This is a genomic window from Bacteroides sp. D22, assembly GCF_000163675.1.
GTDB lineage: Bacteria > Bacteroidota > Bacteroidia > Bacteroidales > Bacteroidaceae > Bacteroides > Bacteroides xylanisolvens.
The window spans coordinates 87,106-105,754 of the sequence record NZ_GG774796.1; the positions used below are offsets into that span (position 1 = coordinate 87,106).

Here is an 18,649-nt window from a genome sequence, read left to right on the forward strand (position 1 = left end):
ATAAGAATTACATGGTAAGATTATAGCTTTGCATTTCAATAAGTCAGTATAATCTATATAATTTCTTGCTCATTTCCTCTTTTATCATCTATTTACATCTATATTTCTCCCCTTTTTCTTTCTTTTTTCTCGTAAGAAAGAATATATTTGTACCTAAGTTAAACGAAAACCAAAGCATGATATGATAACAACCCAGTTGCTTCGTCCTGAAAGCATTGTCGTAGTAGGGGCATCGAATAATGTGCATAAGCCGGGTGGCGCAATATTAAAGAATTTGATAAACGGAGGTTATCAGGGAGAACTTCGGGCGGTGAATCCGAAGGAAAAGGAAGTGCAGGGAGTTCCCGCCTTTGCGGATGTGAATGATCTGCCGGACACAGATCTGGCGGTGTTGGCTGTGCCTGCTTCGATGTGTCCTGATATGGTGGAAACATTGGCTAGCAAGAAACAAACCAGGGCATTTATTATACTCTCGGCTGGTTTTGGTGAAGAAACCCACGAAGGGGCGCTGTTGGAAGAACGTATTTTGGAAACAGTTAATAAATACGGCGCTTCACTGATTGGTCCTAATTGCATTGGATTGATGAATACATGGCATCATAGTGTATTCAGCCAGCCGATTCCTAACTTAAACCCCAAAGGGGTGGACTTGATTTCCAGCTCCGGTGCTACGGCGGTATTTATTCTCGAAAGTGCCGTAACAAAAGGTTTGCAGTTCAATTCAGTCTGGTCGGTGGGAAACGCCAAGCAGATCGGTGTAGAAGATGTATTGCAATTTATGGATGAGAACTTCGATCCCGAAACGGATTCTCATCTGAAACTACTCTATATTGAAAGTATTCAGAATCCGGACAGGCTGTTATTTCATGCTTCGTCTTTGATTAGAAAAGGGTGCAAGATTGCGGCAATCAAAGCCGGAAGTTCGGAGAGCGGAAGCCGGGCGGCATCTTCCCATACAGGAGCAATCGCCAGTTCCGATTCGGCAGTAGAGGCTTTGTTCCGTAAAGCAGGCATTGTGCGTTGCTTCTCTCGTGAAGAATTGACTACTGTGGGTTGCGTGTTTACTTTACCCGAATTGAAAGGAAAGAATTTTGCCATTATCACTCATGCCGGAGGGCCGGGAGTGATGCTGACAGATGCGTTGAGTAAAGGCGGACTGAATGTGCCTAAGCTGGAGGGAGAAGTAGCCGAGGAACTAAAAGCTCAACTATTTCCCGGTGCTGCCGTCGGAAATCCTATTGATATTCTGGCTACCGGAACACCGGAACATCTGCGCCTTTGCATTGACTACTGCGAGGAAAAGCTTGACAATATAGACGCCATGATGGCTATCTTCGGAACTCCGGGATTGGTTACTATGTTTGAAATGTATGATGTGCTTCACGAAAAGATGCAGACTTGCAAGAAACCGATTTTTCCCATTCTTCCTTCCATTAATACAGCCGGAGCAGAGGTTTCCGCCTTCCTGGCAAAAGGGCATGTGAATTTTGCAGACGAAGTGACCTTGGGTACTGCCCTTTCACGTATCGTCAATGCTCCTAAACCGGCAGTTCCTGAAATAGAACTGTTCGGAGTGGACGTTCCGAGGATTCGTCGTATTATTGATTCTATTCCGGAGGATGGTTATATCGCTCCCAATTATGTACAGGCATTGTTGCACGCTGCCGGTATTCCGTTGGTAGATGAATTTGTTTCCGACAATAAAGAGGAGATAGTAGCTTTTGCCCGTCGGTGCGGATTTCCGGTAGTTGCCAAGGTTGTTGGTCCTGTGCACAAATCAGATGTCGGTGGTGTCGTTTTGAACATTAAAAGTGAGCAACATCTGGCACTGGAATTCGATCGTATGATGCAGATACTTGATGCAAGAGCAATTATGGTACAGCCGATGCTGAAAGGTACGGAACTGTTTGTTGGCGCAAAATATGAAGAGAAGTTCGGTCACGTGGTACTTTGTGGTTTGGGAGGTATTTTTGTGGAGGTGCTGAAAGATGTATCTTCCGGTTTGGCTCCGCTTTCTTACGAAGAAGCTTATTCAATGATTCATTCTTTGCGTGCTTATAAAATCATTCAGGGAACACGTGGGCAAAAGGGAGTCAACGAAGATAAATTTGCTGAAATTATTGTCCGTTTGTCCACTTTACTACGTTTCGCTACAGAGATCAAAGAAATGGATATAAATCCGCTCTTAGCAACAGAAAAGGCCGTTGTAGCAGTTGACGCGCGTATCAGGATAGAAAAATAGGACTATTCTTTCATTCATTGAGACATATTTACTATCTTTCCGCTGTGATTTTGCCTACATTTGGTAACTCAAACGGAAGGATAGAAAATACGTATATTTATGAAGAAAGTTCTCATATTTTTAATCTGTTTAATCGGCTATCAGATCGGCTGCCATGCGCAAATGGCGGACGAGCATTATTATTTCAAAAATCTTAGTGTACAGAACGGGTTATCTCAAAATACGGTCAATGCGATTTTGCAGGATAAGCAGGGCTTTATGTGGTTCGGCACAAAAGATGGTTTGAATAGATATGACGGTTTGTCATTCCGCAAATTCAAACATGATGACCGCACACGGCGGAGCATTGGTAATAATTTTATCACAGCTCTTTATGAGGACTCAAAAGGAGATATCTGGGTAGGTACGGATGTAGGACTTTATATCTATCATCCGGAAAAAGATTCTTTCCGGCATTTTGCTGAATTGAGCATAGAAAATACGAAAATTGAACATACCGTAACTGCAATTTCCGGAGACAATAAGGGATGTGTCTGGGTAGCGGTAGAGTCACAGGGATTATTTTGTTATGATTTGGAGGAAGGAAAGCTCCGGAATTATACATTGAAGAACTTTCCTTTTATCTCCACCAATGTTCAGTCTTTTGTTTTCGATAATAGCGGAACTCTTTGGATTGGTTGCTATGGTGATGGACTTTTCTTTTCGAAAGACCGTTTGCAAACCCTTCATCCTTATGTCTCGCCTGTAGACAATCAAAAAACTTATGAGAATGATGTCGTGATAGGCCTGGTGAAAGGAGCATATAATTGTCTATATGTAGGCTCTTTAAAGGGAGGAGTAAAAGAACTGAACCTGACCTCTAACAAACTACATGACTTACTTTCAGAGGATGAAAATGGAGAGTCTGTTTTTTGTCGCGAACTGCTGGTCGCTTCTGATAATGAATTGTGGATTGGTGCAGAATCGGGACTCTATATTTATAATCTTCGAATGGGTAAATATGTTCATTTGCGCAGTTCGATCAACGACCCTTATTCTTTGTCCGATAATGCTATTTATTCCTTGTGTAAGGATCGAGAGGGTGGTATCTGGATTGGATCTTATTTTGGAGGTGTGAACTACTATCCGCGTTTTTATACGTATTTTGAAAAATATTATCCCAAAGGAACAGATAATGGTTTGCATGGAAAACGGGTACGTGAGTTTTGCCAGGATAATCAGGGTATTCTGTGGATTGGTACGGAAGACGGCGGTTTGAACCGTTTCAACCCGAAGACCAAGACTTTTTCCTTTTTTACCCCTAGCAGTGCTTTTACCAATGTGCATGGTCTGTGTTTGATTGATAACCATCTTTGGGTAGGAACCTTCTCAAAAGGAGTGAAAGTAGTAGATACGCGTACGGGAGCTATCGTGAAAACCTATCAGAAAACAGACTCTCCCCGTTCATTGATAGACAATAGCGTGTTCTCTATTTGCCGCACAACGACGGGTGATATTTATCTGGGTACTTTATTCGGTTTGCTGCGATACAACAGACAATCTGATGATTTTGACCGGATACCGGAACTGAACGGCAGGTTTGTATATGATATAAAGGAAGATTCCGGTGGTAATCTATGGCTGGCAACTTATGCAAATGGAGCTTATTGCTACAATGTGAGCGAAAAGAAATGGAAGAACTATTTGCACGATGAAAATAATCCGAAGAGCCTTCCGTATGACAAGGTATTGAGCATCTTTGAAGACTCTCACCGGCAAATCTGGCTGACTACCCAAGGAGGGGGATTCTGTCGTTTTCAGCCGGATACGGAGACTTTTGCCAATTATAATTTGTCGGCCGGATTGCCGAACGATGTTGTATATCAGATTGTGGAGGACAAAGAAGGATTTTTGTGGTTGACAACCAACAACGGTCTGGTTTGCTTCCAACCTACCACCGGAGTGATGAAAGTATATACCACCTCTAATGGCTTGTTGGGCGACCAGTTTAATTATCGTTCAAGCTTTGAAACCGAAGATGGTACGATCTATCTGGGTAGCATCGATGGTTTTATCGCTTTTAATCCCAAGAATTTCTCGGAGAATAAGTTCATTCCGTCTGTTGCCATTACTGATTTCTTTCTGTTTGGTAAGGAGGTGTATGCCGGCGAACCGGGATCTCCGTTAGAGAAGAGTATAACTTTCTCCGACCAGCTTGTGCTCCAGTCCAATCAGAATTCTTTTTCTTTCCGTGTAGCAGCGTTGGATTTCCAGGCTCCGAAAACGAGCCGGATTATGTATAAACTGGAGGGCTTTGATACGGATTGGCTGACGGTTGGCGAAAGCCCTATCGTTACTTATTCCAATCTTCGTTACGGTGATTATACCTTCCGGGTAAAGGTTGCTAATAGCGACGGTGTATGGAGTGACGACGAAGTGTCATTAGGGGTACATATTCTTCCTCCTTTTTACCTCTCTATATGGGCGTATTGTGTGTATGCTCTGCTGATTATCGGCTGCTCCCTGTATACGGTTATGTATTTCAAGAGACGCAGTAACAGCAAACACCGCAGGCAGATGGAGAAATTCGAGCAGGAGAAGGAACGTGAAGTTTATCATGCAAAGATTGATTTCTTTACGAATGTGGCCCACGAGATACGTACACCGTTGACGCTGATTAAAGGTCCTTTGGAAAACATCATATTGAAGAAACAGGTCGATGCGGAAACGAGGGAAGACTTGAATGTAATGAAGCAGAATACGGAACGGTTGTTGAACCTGACTAACCAGTTGCTTGATTTCCGTAAAACGGAAAGTCAGGGATTCCGCCTGAATTTTGCGAAATGTAATGTAACGGAGGTGCTGAAAGAGACTCATGTGCGTTTTACTTCCCTTGCCAAACAGAAAGGCTTGGAGTTTACTTTGCAAGTGCCCGAGGAGGATTTCTATGCGCATGTGAACCGGGAGGCGTTTACGAAGATTATCAGTAATCTGTTGAATAATGGGGTGAAGTATGCTGAAAGCTACGTACACATATCTTTGGAAGTGCCGGAAACGGATGACAACAATTCATTCTGTATTCGTACGGAGAATGATGGAGTGATTATTCCCAATGAGATGAAGGAGGAAATATTCAAGCCTTTCGTTCGTTTCAATGAAAAAGAAGACGGCAAGGTGACTACCGGAACAGGAATCGGCTTGGCTCTTTCCCGTTCATTGGCTGAACTGCATCAAGGGACTTTAGCTATGGGAGAAGGGGAAGAAAATAATACCTTCTGTTTGATTTTGCCGATTGTTCAGGACATGACAATAACCTTAACCCCGGAACCGGAAGTTGAAATAGACAGGATGAATGAAATTCCTGTTGGAGAGACGGAAAAGAAAGATAACCGGCCTACAGTGCTGGTTGTAGAAGATAATCCGGATATGCTTGCCTTTGTAGTGCGTCAGCTATCGAAAGAATATACTGTATTGACTGCCACTAATGGTGCGGAAGCGTTGCAAGTGTTGGATGGTAATTATGTGAACTTGGTGGTTAGTGATGTTGTGATGCCTGTGATGGATGGTTTTGAATTGTGTAAGACGATCAAGTCAGATTTGAATTATAGCCATATTCCCGTTATTTTGTTGACTGCGAAGACGAATATCCAGTCTAAGATAGAGGGAATGGAATTGGGAGCAGACGCATATCTGGAGAAACCTTTCTCTGTGGAATATTTGCAGGCTTGTGCTTCCAGCCTTATTCAGAATAGAGAGAAACTACGTAAGGCTTTTGCACAGTCTCCTTTTGTGGCTGCCAATACGATGGCGTTGACAAAAGCTGACGAAGATTTTATAAAGAAGTTGAATGAGGTTATCCAAGTGAATTATAGTAATCCGGAATTTAGCATGGATGATATGGCGGATAGCCTGAATATGAGCCGTTCCAATTTCTATCGGAAGATAAAGGGCGTCTTGGATTTGAGTCCGAATGAATATCTTCGTCTGGAGCGTTTAAAGAGAGCTGCTCAATTATTGAAAGAAGGAGAAAACCGGGTAAATGAGATTTGCTATATGGTAGGGTTTAATTCTCCGTCTTATTTTGCCAAGTGTTTCCAGAAGCAATTTGGAGTGTTACCCAAAGATTTTGTAAGTTAATATTAATTTATAGCTATAAAGATAAGGTAAAAAGGAGCTTTTAAAGGAATGATTTGATGAAAAAGTATGTAAATTTGTTCGTTTTCGTATTCATGATAGGTGCTTGTCTTTCGCAGGGGAGAGCACAGACAAAGTCTGCGGTGAGTTATAAGAATCCGGTTGTAGATATTGCCATGCCCGACCCTACGGTGATTAAAGCTGCAGATGGTTACTTTTATGTGTATGCTACCGAATCTACCAGAAACGTTCCGATCATGAAGTCGAAAGATTTGGTGGAATGGACGTATTGCAACACTGCATTCACGAATAAAACTCGTCCCAGGTTTGAACCTAAAGCTGGAATCTGGGCACCTGACATTAATTATATTAACGGTAAATATGTGCTTTATTATGCAATGTCGGTGTGGGGAGGAGAACAAACGTGCGGAATTGGGGTAGCTACGGCCAACTCTCCGCAGGGACCTTTTACGGATCATGGTAAGATGTTCCGCAGTAATGAGATTGGTGTACAGAACTCGATCGATCCCAGTCTCCTGCAGTATGAGGGGAGAAACTATTTGGTATGGGGCAGCTTCCGGGGAATATATGTTATTGAACTGACTGCGGATGGGCTGTCGATCATGTCGGGAGCGAAAAAAAAGAGAATAGCGGGAACTGCTTTTGAAGCTGTTTATATCCATAAGCACGGTGATTATTATTATATGTTTGCCTCCATAGGAAGTTGTTGTCAAGGAGTGAAAAGTACATATAAAGTCGTAGTGGGACGTTCCAAGAAAGTATGGGGCCCGTACAAAGACAAGACTGGTAAACCGATGTTGAAAAATGGTTATTCTTTGGTGATAGGTGCGAATGATCATTTTGTAGGCAATGGGCACGGTTCGCAGATTATCCAGGATGATGCCGGACAAGACTGGCTTCTGTATCATGGATTTTCAAGATCAACTCCGGAGAACGGACGTATTCTGTTGTTGGACCAGATCAAGTGGGACCAAGAAGGTTGGCCTTACGTAGAGGGAGGATCTCCTTCTTACGAAACACAAAAAGCACCTGTATTTAATAACTGATTTTCAAATAAACCAATTATAATCTTAAATACCACAAGCATGAAACATACCCCTATTAGCAGGCGGGATTTTCTAAAGAATTTAGGCATAGCCGGGGCTGGCACTCTTCTTGCAGCAAGCCCTTGGCTTTCTGCTTTTTCGGAGGTGATGAACACCTCAAACGAAAAGTGTCGTTTGGCAATTATCGGTCCCGGTTCCCGGGGACAGTTTTTAATGGGATTTCTGACTAAAAATCCTAAAGTCGATATTGTTGCATTGTGCGACATTTATAAACCGTCTATTGAAAAAGCACTGAAGCTCGTTCCTAATGCCAAGGTGTACGGTGACTATCGAGAAGTGTTGGAAGATAAGTCGATAGATGCCATACTCGTGGCTACTCCTCTTAGTTCGCATTGTAAGATAGTGCTGGATGCTTTTGACGCAGGAAAGCACGTTTTTTGCGAAAAGTCGATAGGTTTCACGATGGAGGAATGTTATCGTATGTATCAGAAACACCGTAGCACGGGAAAAATATTCTTCACAGGGCAACAGCGTCTGTTCGATCCTCGTTACATTAAAGCAATGGAGATGATTCATGCGGGTACCTTCGGTGAAATAAATGCAATCCGTACCTTCTGGAACCGGAATGGGGATTGGAGACGTTCGGTACCTTCACCCAATCTGGAACGTCTGATAAACTGGCGTCTTTACAAGGAGTTCTCAAAAGGATTGATGACGGAACTCGCTTGCCATCAGCTTCAGATCGGAAGCTGGGCTTTGCGTAAGATACCCGAAAAGGTGATGGGACACGGTGCCATCACTTATTGGAAAGATGGCAGGGATGTGTATGACAATGTGAGTTGTGTATATGTGTTTGATGATGGGGTAAAGATGACATTCGATTCTGTCATTTCCAATAAATTCTATGGACTGGAAGAACAGATCATGGGTAATCTCGGAACGGTAGAACCGGAAAAGGGAAAATATTACTTTGAGAGTGTAGCTCCTGCACCGGCCTTCCTGCAGATGGTGAATGACTGGGAGAACAAGGTATTCGATTCTCTGCCTTTTGCCGGAACAAGCTGGGCACCGGAAACTGCAAACGAAAACAAAGGAGAATTCATTATCGGAGAACGTCCCAAGAGCGATGGTACATCATTGTTGTTGGAAGCTTTTGTTGAGGCCGTCATAACACAAAAACAACCTAAAAACATCGCGGAAGAAGGATATTATGCAAGTATGCTCTGTTTGTTGGGACATCAGGCATTGGAAGAAGAACGGACGCTCTATTTCCCTGATGAGTATAAAATAGACTATCTGAACCATCAATCTGTAAAAACACCCGAAGCAATATGAAAGACACGATTGTAACCGCACGACGTAAGAAAATTGAGTTAATCACTTTACTCGTTTGTTTCGTAGTATCTAATTTGATACATCTTTATGCAATTATTGCTTATCATGCGCCATTTACGGAGATGATAACGTCTATTTTTTATATAATTATATTTACTTTTGTGCTTTATGCTTGTTGGGGGATTTTGCGCCTTTTATTTTATGGAATGCAAGCACTATTTAAAAAGAAGGGCAGGAGTTGATAGTTTTCCTATATAATTTTAAAAGAAGAACTTAATCAATATCAATGAAAATGAATAATTTATGGTAACACGAAGGGATTTTTTGAAAACGATGTCGATGGCTTCAGCCGGATTGGCATTAGGAACCGGTGATTTATTACATGCGCAAACCGCTTCACCTAAAAAAGGAAGAGGTGACAAAGTGAAAATTGCTTATATCGGCATTGGTAACCGTGGAGAGCAGATTATTGAAGACTTTGCACGGACAGGTATGGTGGAAGTGGTGGCTTTATGTGATGTAGATATGGGTGCCAAACATACACAAAAGATAATGGCTAAATATCCGAAAGCAAAGCAGTTTAGGGATTTCCGCCAAATGTTTGATAAGGCCGGTAACGAATTTGATGCTGTAGCAATTGCTACTCCTGACCATTCGCATTTTCCGATCAGTATGCTGGCTTTGGCTTCCGGAAAGCATGTATATGTGGAGAAACCGTTGGCACGTACTTTCTATGAAGCGGAACTGTTGATGCAAGCTGCGCTTAAACGTCCGAACCTGGTTACTCAAGTAGGAAATCAGGGACATTCTGAAGCAAACTATTTTCAGTTTAAAGCCTGGATGGATGCAGGAATTATCAAGGACGTTACTGCTATCACTGCCCACATGAATAACCCGCGCCGTTGGCATAAGTGGGACACTAATATCTATAAGCTTCCTTCGGGACAGCAACTGCCGAAAGATCTGGACTGGGACACTTGGCTCGGAGTTACTCCTTATCACGAGTATAATAAAGATTATCATTTGGGACAATGGCGTTGTTGGTATGATTTTGGTATGGGTGCATTGGGCGACTGGGGAGCACATATCCTCGACACGGCTCACGAATTCCTGGAACTGGGATTGCCATACGAAGTCACTATGCAATACGCAAATGGACATAATGATTATTTCTTCCCATATTCTTCCACGATTCTCTTCCGTTTCCCGCAACGTAAAGGAATGCCACCGGTAGATATTACCTGGTATGATGGTCTGGATAATCTTCCTCCTATTCCTGCTGGTTATGGAGTTTCGGGATTAGATCCGAACATCCCGGTAACTAATCAGGGAGATACTCCGAAATCTAAGTTGAATCCTGGAAAAATCATTTATACTAAGGATTTGATCTTCAAGGGTGGTAGTCATGGAAGCACTTTGTCTATTATTCCGGAAGAGAAAGCCAAAGAGATGGCAGACAAGTTGCCGGAGGTTCCTAAAAGTCCTTCCAATCACTTCGAGAATTTCTTGCTGGCATGTCAAGGTATTGAAAAGACACGCTCGCCGTTCGAAATCAATGGTGTGTTGAGCCAGGTATTCTCACTGGGTGTGATGGCTCAACGACTTAATACACAGTTGTTCTTTGACCCTCGTACGAAGCAGATTACAAATAATGAATTTGCTAATGCAATGCTGGCGGGACTTCCACCGCGTAAAGGTTGGGATGAATTTTATAAATTATAAATAGAAAATAGCCTTTTCCATTCCTTCTTCGAATATAAGGGAGTGGGAAAGACTAATCAATGATTATGAAGAAGAATATCGTATTAACTTTACTTTTATTCTGTGCCGCTTCTTTAGGTGCACAGAATTGGGAACCTCTTTTCAATGGAAAGAACCTGAAAGGATGGAAGAAATTGAATGGCAAAGCCGAGTATAAAATTGTAGATGGTGCCATTGTCGGTGTATCTAAAATGGGAACACCCAATACTTTTTTGGCAACGACAAAGAATTATGGTGACTTTATCCTTGAGTTTGACTTCAAGGTCGATGACGGTTTAAATTCCGGAGTACAGCTTCGTAGTGAAAGCAAGAAAGATTATAAGAAGGGTCGTGTACACGGTTATCAGTTTGAGATCGATCCTTCCAAACGCGCTTGGTCAGGTGGTATCTATGATGAGGCACGTAGAAACTGGCTTTATCCTTTGACGCTGAATCCGTCGGCAAAAACCGCTTTTAAGAATAACGCATGGAATAAAGCCCGTATTGAGGCTGTAGGTAACTCAATTCGTACTTGGATAAACGGAGTACCTTGTGCTAATATCTGGGATGATATGACTCCTGTGGGCTTCATTGCTTTGCAAGTGCACGCCATTGGAAATGCGGCAGATGAAGGTAAAACAGTTAGTTGGAAAGATATCCGCATTTGTACGACGGACGTAGAACGCTATCAGACACCGGAAGCGCAAGCTGCACCGGAAGTGAACCTGATTGCCAATACGATTTCTCCGAACGAAGCAAAAGAAGGATGGACTCTATTATGGGATGGCAAGACTACTGATGGATGGAGAGGAGCTAAACTTTCTACTTTCCCCGCAAAAGGCTGGAAGATAGAAGATGGTATTCTGAAAGTAATGAAGAGTGGTGGTGCTGAATCAGCTAATGGCGGTGATATTGTGACTACCCGTAAATACAAGAACTTTATTCTGAAAGTAGATTTTAAGATTACTGAAGGTGCAAATAGCGGAATTAAATATTTCGTAAACCCGGATATGAATAAAGGTGCAGGTTCTGCTATCGGTTGTGAATTCCAGATTCTTGATGATGACAAACATCCTGATGCAAAACTGGGTGTGAAAGGTAATAGAAAGCTAGGGTCGTTGTATGATTTGATTCCGGCTCCTAAGAATAAACCTTTCAACAAGAAAGAATTTAATACAGCTACCATTATCGTAAAAGGTAACCATGTAGAACATTGGTTGAACGGCGTTAAATTGATTGAATATGATCGTAACAATGATATGTGGAATGCATTGGTAGCATACAGTAAATATAAAAACTGGCCTAATTTCGGAAATCCGGAGGAAGGAAATATACTTCTTCAGGACCACGGAGACGAAGTGTGGTTCAAGAACGTGAAGATTAAAGAACTGAAATAAGGTGTATTCCATGTTATTGTGGGAGATACGTCAAAATTCCTTATGATTTTTACTCAGGCATGGATTACGCGGTTGCTATTTCATTGGAACAACCGTAAAATCCGTGTAATCTGTGCCTAATTTGTCCTACTATACGATGCAAGTCCCTATTCAACATATGTATAAACCATCCCATGAAGGTAATGGACTGCTTTATGCCTGGTTTCTTTCCATGCATACACGGGTGGATATTATCCTGTATAGCCAGAAAACGGAAAGAGAATTGTTGCTTGTGGTTAATCGTATTTATGACGCATTGTGCCGGTTGGAAAAGATGGCGAACTTTTATGATCCGGCCAGCGAATTGTCTTTTGTCAACCGAACTGCTCCGACTTCACCAGTTGTTCTTAGCGAAGAACTCTATTCAATGATTGATTTATGCCTGAAATATAACGGGAAGACTCTGGGGTGTTTTGATATTACAGTCCATTCGGAAAATTACAATCAGAACACGATACAATCGGTTCATTTATCAGTCGAAGATCATAGCATCTATTTCTCACAACCGGGAGTTACTGTCAACTTATCCGGCTTTCTTAAAGGGTATGCTTTGGATACAATTAAAAGCATACTGAATGAGTTTTTGATAGAGAATGCATTGATAAATATAGGAAACAGTTCCGTCCTTGCTTTAGGTAATCATCCGGTAGGATCGGGATGGAAAGTCAATAATATACTTCTTCATAATGAGTGTCTTACAACCTCCGGTAATGACTCTCCTGAACGTCGGCATATTGTTTCTCCTCGAAACGGGAAATTGGTGGAAGGCGTTCAACAGATAGCTGTGGTTACACCCGATGGAGCGATAGGAGAAATATTGTCTACCGCTTTGTTTGCTGCTGACGGCGAACAGCGTAGAGCTTTGATGGGTATATATGCACAATGTCGTGTATATATATATCCACCGTGCTGAATATATATACTCACCGTGCTGGTCATATATATCCACCATACTATATTGGCCATATATATCCAATGATACTATCTAATCAATTGCTAGGGTATAGATAGGAGCATAATTAATTGTTAACTACAGACAAATGCTCTAAAGTTAGTTATGACCTGATTTTTTTGTTTTTTGAGACAAAAATACTATTTGAGATAAATTTGCATTTGTAACTTTGTATTATAAAATTGATGTAACTATTGAAATATAACGTGGATAAAAGTAGATAGATTCAATATAAGCTTTATAATATTAACTCAAATTTATTTAGTATGAAAAACAAAAAAGAAGGTTTCACGTTTCGGGTAGGATTGTTCTTACTATTGGTGACTTTTTGTCTTGGTACAGTACAGGCTCAAAGTTCTAAAATTACGGGATATGTGAAAGATCAATCGGGTGAACCGCTGATTGGAGTAAATGTGATGGAAAAAGGGACCACTAATGGAACAGTAACCGATCTAAATGGGTTCTATAGCATTGTGGTAAAGGCTTCAAATGCTGTGTTGAATTTCAGTTATATTGGTTATAAGAATCAAGAAATCTCGGTAGCAGGTAAAAAACTGATTGACGTCACAATGAAAGATGATTCAGAGACGCTAGATGAAGTAGTTGTAGTGGGTTATGGTACGATGCGTAAAAAGGATTTAACAGGTTCGGTCGTTCAAGTTCGTCCTGATAAGATTGCCAATGAAAATCCTAAAACAGTTCAAGACATTTTACGTGGAACACCGGGATTAGTGGTAGGTTATGGTGAAGGTGATGCAGGCGCAAAAGGCGGCGGTGAGATGAAGATCCGTGGACAACGTTCCGTTTATACAGATGGTGGTCATAATAATCCATTGATTATCCTCGACGGTATGTTCTTTCAAGGAGAACTCTCGGAAATTAATCCGGATGATATTGGGCAAATAGATGTTTTGAAAGACGCGTCGGCAGCTGCTGTTTATGGAGCACAAGCTGCAAACGGTGTAATCATCATCACAACGAAAAAAGGTAAAAAAGGTAAGCCTGTGGTTAATTTCACAGCTAGTGTAGGTTTAACTCAAAAGGCTGCCTATCGTGATAGATGGCAAACTACGGACGAATATCTGCAACACTATGTAGACTGGAAAGAAAAAAACACTTATGGTGTGAATGCTGAAACAGGAGAATATGCAGCTTATTCAAGACCTGGTAATGAATATACTTCAAAGCCAGAGTATTTCCGAAATCCTAATAATTTGTCGGATGCAGTGTCTTTGGAACAGTGGCGTAATTATTCAACCAATCGGGAAGGAGAATCTGATCTTAGTATTTGGGCAAGGCGTTTAGGATTTAGATATGATACGGCTTTACTTGACAATCTTTTGTCGGGAAAGACCGTTGATTGGCAAGATGAAGCGTTTCGATTAGGTTTCAATCAAGACTATAATGTAAGCATTAGCGGTGCCGGCGATAAGGTGGATTATTACATGTCTTTAGGTTATCTGCGCAATGAAGGAGCGTTTGTCGACGATACTTATCGAGCTATCCGTGCAAACTTGAAACTAAATGCAAAAGTAACCAATTGGTTTGAAGTGGGTGCAAATATAAACTTTCAAGATCGTTCGGATGGTGAAATCGGCATGGATAAAGGTGGTTTTATGGAAAACAGTCCATACGCCATGTTGAAAGACGAAAATGGAAACTATACACAAGACCCCTTGATGTATCAATATGACCGTGCTAATGAAACAAACTGGTATTTTGAGAAGCAATATATTCAATTGGAAAAAGGGTATACTACATTGAATACTATCTTCAATGCTAAAGTAAAATTGCCTTTCAACATCACTTATCAGTTTAATATTGCGCCCCGTTTTCAATTTTTCTATGACCGTTATTTTACGTCTGCAGAAAGACCTAATTCCAATCCTAATGACCGTGGAACAAATCGGGAACAGGCCAAACGTTTTAATTGGTCTCTGAACAATACTATTACTTGGGATCAGACTTTTGCTAACAAGCACCATGTTATTTTGACATTTGTGCAAGAAGCGGAAGAACGCCAATATTGGTCAGACCGAATTGAAGCCCGTAATATTTTGCCATCTGACGCGCTTGGGTTCCATAACACCCAGAATGGAGATAAGTCTGTCAGTACATTCAGAACTGATGATAATCATCAAACGGCTGATGCATTGATGGCACGCGCATTCTATTCTTACGATGATCGTTATATGGTTACTGGTACCATCAGACGTGACGGCTATTCGGCTTTTGGGGCAAATAATCCTTATGCATGGTTTCCTTCCGGAGGTATAGCATGGTCATTCACTAATGAGGATTTTTTCCAAAAATATGCTCATATCATGAATAGTGGTAAACTGCGTGTTTCATACGGTAAAAATGGTAATCGTTCATTGGAAAATCCTTACGAAGCACTTGCCAATCTTTATCCGGGGGGTGGTAAAATGCAAGGTTATATCACTTCTTCAGGTGACTTATATTTAATGCGTTATTTGATGGCTCAACGTATGAAGAATCCGAATCTGCAATGGGAAAAAACACAATCGTGGAACTTTGCATTGGACTTTGGATTTTTAAATGACCGTATTACAGGTACATTGGAATATTATCGAATGAGTACCAAAGATATGATTATGAGACAACCTTTGTCTAACTTTACTGGATTTGAGAATATTACTACCAATTTAGGACAGGTGGATAATAGTGGTTTTGAGGTGGCATTGAATACTTTGAATATTGATAAGAAAAATTTCCAATGGAGCTCATCATTCAGTCTCTCATATAATAAAAACAGAATCAAACATTTGTTTGGTGATCGTCAAGATATAGTGGATGCCACTGGAAGTGTGGTAGGTTCAAGAGAAGCGGACTATGTGGCAGCCGGCTGGTTTATCGATAAGCCTATTAGTGCGATTTGGGATTATAAAGTGACGGGAATCTGGCAGAAAGATGAGGTTGAAGAAGCTAAAAAATACGGGCAGGTTCCTGGAGACCCGAAAGTATGGAACAATCCGGCTAACGACCAATACGATGCTGATGGTAATTTAGTAAAGGTTGTCTATAATAATGATGATAAAGTATTCCAAGGACAAACCGCCGCTCCGGTTACATGGGCATTGCGTAATGATTTCACCTTGTGGAAAGATTTAACCCTTTCTGTGAATATTTACTCTCGTATGGGGCATAAGAGTCTGGAAAGTATGTATTTGAACAATGATGACGACGGTGGCGGCATGACTTACAGATTGGTGAACAAGAATGCGAAGGAATATTGGACTGTAGACAATCCTACTAATAAATATGCACGTATCGAGGCGCAAGGCCCGGAAGGTGCAAAAGGTGCACGTAGATTATATAATCGTTCTTTCATTCGTTTAGAAAATATATCTGTCGGCTATACATTGCCTAGGGCTTGGACGGAAAAAATACAAATCGATCGTGTGAAAGTGTATGGCTCTGTTCGTAACGCAGCTGTATGGGCTAAAGATTGGGAAGGATATGGCGACCCTGAAACCGGAAATTTTGCATCTCGTATTTGGACGCTTGGACTTAATTTAACATTCTAATCTTTTAAACAGAAACGTATATGAAAAATTATATTCAAAAATATATTTGTAAAAGTGTAGCTTTATTTGTAGGCACTTCATTAATGTTGACCGGATGTTCAGAAAGTTTTTTGGATCCGGATCCTCAAACAATGTTTGAACCGGAAACTGTATTTTCTACGGAAAATGGTATAAAATCTGTATTGGCTATTTGTGACCGTCAGCTTAAACGTAATTATGTGAGTGAAGATTCCAGAGAGATGATAGCACTGCCCACAGAATATACTTTTTCAGATTTGATGGTACCGTCTGCGACTGATAAAAGCGGGTTGTTGGATAATGTTGACAATCTGTTGAGGCCGAACAGCGACCAAACTAACGAAAAAAATCTAGGACGCACAAACAGTATATACTTCTTCTGGAGACAAAATTTTGAAGGTGTTAGAAATGCTAATACAATACTTTCGTTTATTGGTAATGTACCAATGGACGAAACATTGAAAAACGAATACATTGGCCGTGCCTATTTCCATCGGGCTTATCGCTATTATTCATTAGTTTTTCAATTTGGACATGTACCTTTGTTGACAAAACTTCCGGAAGTTCCTAAGCAGAACTATCGATCTACTCACCGTGACGCTATTCTGAAAAAAATGGTAGCAGATATGGAATTTGCTGTACAATGGGTTCCTGAACAGAAAGATATGGATTATGTTGGTATGGTAAATAAAGGCGCTTGCCGTATGTTGCTTTCTAAACTCTATATGTCTATTGGCGAATTCGGGAAGGCAAAGGAACAGTTGGATATCTTAATTGATAAATCAGGCTATTCTTTGATGAAAGAATCTTTCGGAACCTTTTTTGAAGGCGGCGAATCTGTATCATGGCCCATTACCCGCAATGTTATCTGGGATTTACATCGTCCGGAGAACAAGTTGATTGCTGCCAACAAAGAAGTGATTATGGGTATGCCTAACCGGGGAGCAGCTAAAGAATCATTCATCCCGATGTTGACTATGCGTATTATGTATCCTTTCTTCTTTGATAATAGAATCAAAATGCCTGATGGAAAGCAAGCTCTATTCAACTATACTCGTAAAGATGGTAAATATCGTAAAGAATATGATTATATGCGTGGACTGGGACGTGGTATATCTACATTCCGTACTACCACTTTCTATCAAGACGATTTGTGGGCTGTTAATGATAAAATGGATCAAACCGATTTGCGGCATAGTGCAGAGACGGGAAACTGGATGCACATGGAGAAACTGAAATGTAATAATCCGGATTCTGAATTTTTTGGGCAAAATATTAAGCTTTACGCAGAAGATGATTATTACAATGAGAAAAATGAACTTGTTACCCGTAAGGGAGATTTGATGTGTTCTGACACTATTCGTCGTTGGTATGACGTCCCTCATTACATTTTCTGCCTGAATGATGTCATCAATCAAGCTAAGGAAACCAATAATGGTCTGGAAGGAGCTACGGATGGCAGTATTGCTGATTGGTATTTGTATCGTTTGGCGGAAGCCTACCTGCTGCGTGCAGAAGTAAAATTCTATATCAATCCGGATGATCCAACAATCAAGGATGATATAAACATCATCAGAGAACGTGCTCATTGTACTGAATTTTATGTAGGTAAGGTTACTATCGGTGATATCATGGATGAACGTGCGCGTGAACTTTTCTTTGAAGAATGGCGTAATGTAGAGTTAACCCGTGTGTCACTCTGTTTGGCTATCAGCGGCAGAGCGGACGAGTTCGGGAATACATATAAAGTGGAAACATTCGATAAGCAATCTGGCACCGATTCTGAAGGTGGTAGCTATTGGTATCAACGTTGCATAAAGAAAGGTATGTACAACAAAGGCGTTACTATTAACGTAAATGCTACTAAAACAGATATCAATTATATCATGGGTAAACATAACATTTATTGGCCTATTCCTGAAAAAGCAATCGTTTCTAACGGAAAGGCTCCTTTGTATCAGAACTACGGTTATGATGGTTATGATCCGAATGTGCAGATATGGGAAACTTGGGAAGAGGCTGTGGCTGATGAAGACAGATTCTGATAGATGAGGAAAGCTTTCAATAATAGATAATAAATTAGCCACCGTAACTTCGAATCTCGAGTTGCGGTGGTTGTTTTTTGAACATATTCTGCTATTTATAGGTCGGTTTCTTTTATTCGTTTTATTGCTTTTTGCCTTACTTTGCGTTATCAA

At 41.0% G+C, this 18,649-nt stretch carries 10 protein-coding genes; all 10 read left to right on the top strand.

Annotated features, from left to right (window positions below; genetic code table 11):
* The first annotated feature begins 181 nt into the window (after positions 1–181).
* The 10 genes from HMPREF0106_RS22455 to HMPREF0106_RS22415 all read left to right on the top strand — a co-directional run bounded on the left by HMPREF0106_RS22455 (position 182) and on the right by HMPREF0106_RS22415 (position 18,496).
* Positions 182–2,242, top strand: a complete 2,061-nt coding sequence (locus HMPREF0106_RS22455) for an acetate--CoA ligase family protein (protein ID WP_004296587.1) — start codon at positions 182–184, stop codon at positions 2,240–2,242.
* A gap of 99 nt (positions 2,243–2,341) precedes the next feature.
* Positions 2,342–6,358, top strand: coding sequence for a two-component regulator propeller domain-containing protein (locus tag HMPREF0106_RS22450; protein WP_004296586.1), 4,017 nt, complete (start codon positions 2,342–2,344; stop codon positions 6,356–6,358).
* A 56-nt stretch (positions 6,359–6,414) separates the two neighbouring features.
* On the top strand, positions 6,415–7,422 hold the full coding sequence (locus HMPREF0106_RS22445; protein WP_004296585.1) for a family 43 glycosylhydrolase: 1,008 nt from the start codon (positions 6,415–6,417) through the stop codon (positions 7,420–7,422).
* Positions 7,423–7,461: 39 nt separating this feature from the next.
* Positions 7,462–8,757 carry a Gfo/Idh/MocA family oxidoreductase gene (locus tag HMPREF0106_RS22440; protein WP_004323019.1) on the top strand — a complete coding sequence of 432 codons (1,296 nt, stop codon included), beginning with the start codon at positions 7,462–7,464 and terminating at the stop codon, positions 8,755–8,757.
* Positions 8,754–8,999, top strand: a complete 246-nt coding sequence (locus HMPREF0106_RS27640) for a hypothetical protein (protein ID WP_004296583.1) — start codon at positions 8,754–8,756, stop codon at positions 8,997–8,999. Before HMPREF0106_RS22440 ends, HMPREF0106_RS27640 begins: the two co-directional genes overlap by 4 nt.
* 61 nt (positions 9,000–9,060) lie before the next feature.
* A complete protein-coding gene (locus HMPREF0106_RS22435) occupies positions 9,061–10,479 on the top strand; it encodes a Gfo/Idh/MocA family oxidoreductase (RefSeq protein ID WP_004296582.1) in 1,419 nt (472 codons plus the stop codon).
* 65 nt (positions 10,480–10,544) lie between these two features.
* On the top strand, positions 10,545–11,894 hold the full coding sequence (locus tag HMPREF0106_RS22430; RefSeq protein WP_004302557.1) for a DUF1080 domain-containing protein: 1,350 nt from the start codon (positions 10,545–10,547) through the stop codon (positions 11,892–11,894).
* A 157-nt stretch (positions 11,895–12,051) separates the two neighbouring features.
* Complete coding sequence (locus tag HMPREF0106_RS22425; protein WP_074704420.1) at positions 12,052–12,846, top strand: FAD:protein FMN transferase; 795 nt, start codon at positions 12,052–12,054, stop codon at positions 12,844–12,846.
* A gap of 305 nt (positions 12,847–13,151) precedes the next feature.
* A complete protein-coding gene (locus tag HMPREF0106_RS22420; protein ID WP_004296579.1) occupies positions 13,152–16,433 on the top strand; it encodes a SusC/RagA family TonB-linked outer membrane protein in 3,282 nt (1,093 codons plus the stop codon).
* 20 nt (positions 16,434–16,453) lie between these two features.
* Positions 16,454–18,496 carry a RagB/SusD family nutrient uptake outer membrane protein gene (locus HMPREF0106_RS22415; protein WP_004296578.1) on the top strand — a complete coding sequence of 681 codons (2,043 nt, stop codon included), beginning with the start codon at positions 16,454–16,456 and terminating at the stop codon, positions 18,494–18,496.
* The last annotated feature ends 153 nt before the right edge of the window (positions 18,497–18,649 follow it).

Coding starts and splice junctions, on each gene's coding strand:
- HMPREF0106_RS22455 (WP_004296587.1), top strand. CDS start 182: ATGATAACAACCCAGTTGCTTCGTCCTGAAAGCATTGTCGTAGTAGGG.
- HMPREF0106_RS22450 (WP_004296586.1), top strand. CDS start 2,342: ATGAAGAAAGTTCTCATATTTTTAATCTGTTTAATCGGCTATCAGATC.
- HMPREF0106_RS22445 (WP_004296585.1), top strand. CDS start 6,415: ATGAAAAAGTATGTAAATTTGTTCGTTTTCGTATTCATGATAGGTGCT.
- HMPREF0106_RS22440 (WP_004323019.1), top strand. CDS start 7,462: ATGAAACATACCCCTATTAGCAGGCGGGATTTTCTAAAGAATTTAGGC.
- HMPREF0106_RS27640 (WP_004296583.1), top strand. CDS start 8,754: ATGAAAGACACGATTGTAACCGCACGACGTAAGAAAATTGAGTTAATC.
- HMPREF0106_RS22435 (WP_004296582.1), top strand. CDS start 9,061: ATGGTAACACGAAGGGATTTTTTGAAAACGATGTCGATGGCTTCAGCC.
- HMPREF0106_RS22430 (WP_004302557.1), top strand. CDS start 10,545: ATGAAGAAGAATATCGTATTAACTTTACTTTTATTCTGTGCCGCTTCT.
- HMPREF0106_RS22425 (WP_074704420.1), top strand. CDS start 12,052: ATGTATAAACCATCCCATGAAGGTAATGGACTGCTTTATGCCTGGTTT.
- HMPREF0106_RS22420 (WP_004296579.1), top strand. CDS start 13,152: ATGAAAAACAAAAAAGAAGGTTTCACGTTTCGGGTAGGATTGTTCTTA.
- HMPREF0106_RS22415 (WP_004296578.1), top strand. CDS start 16,454: ATGAAAAATTATATTCAAAAATATATTTGTAAAAGTGTAGCTTTATTT.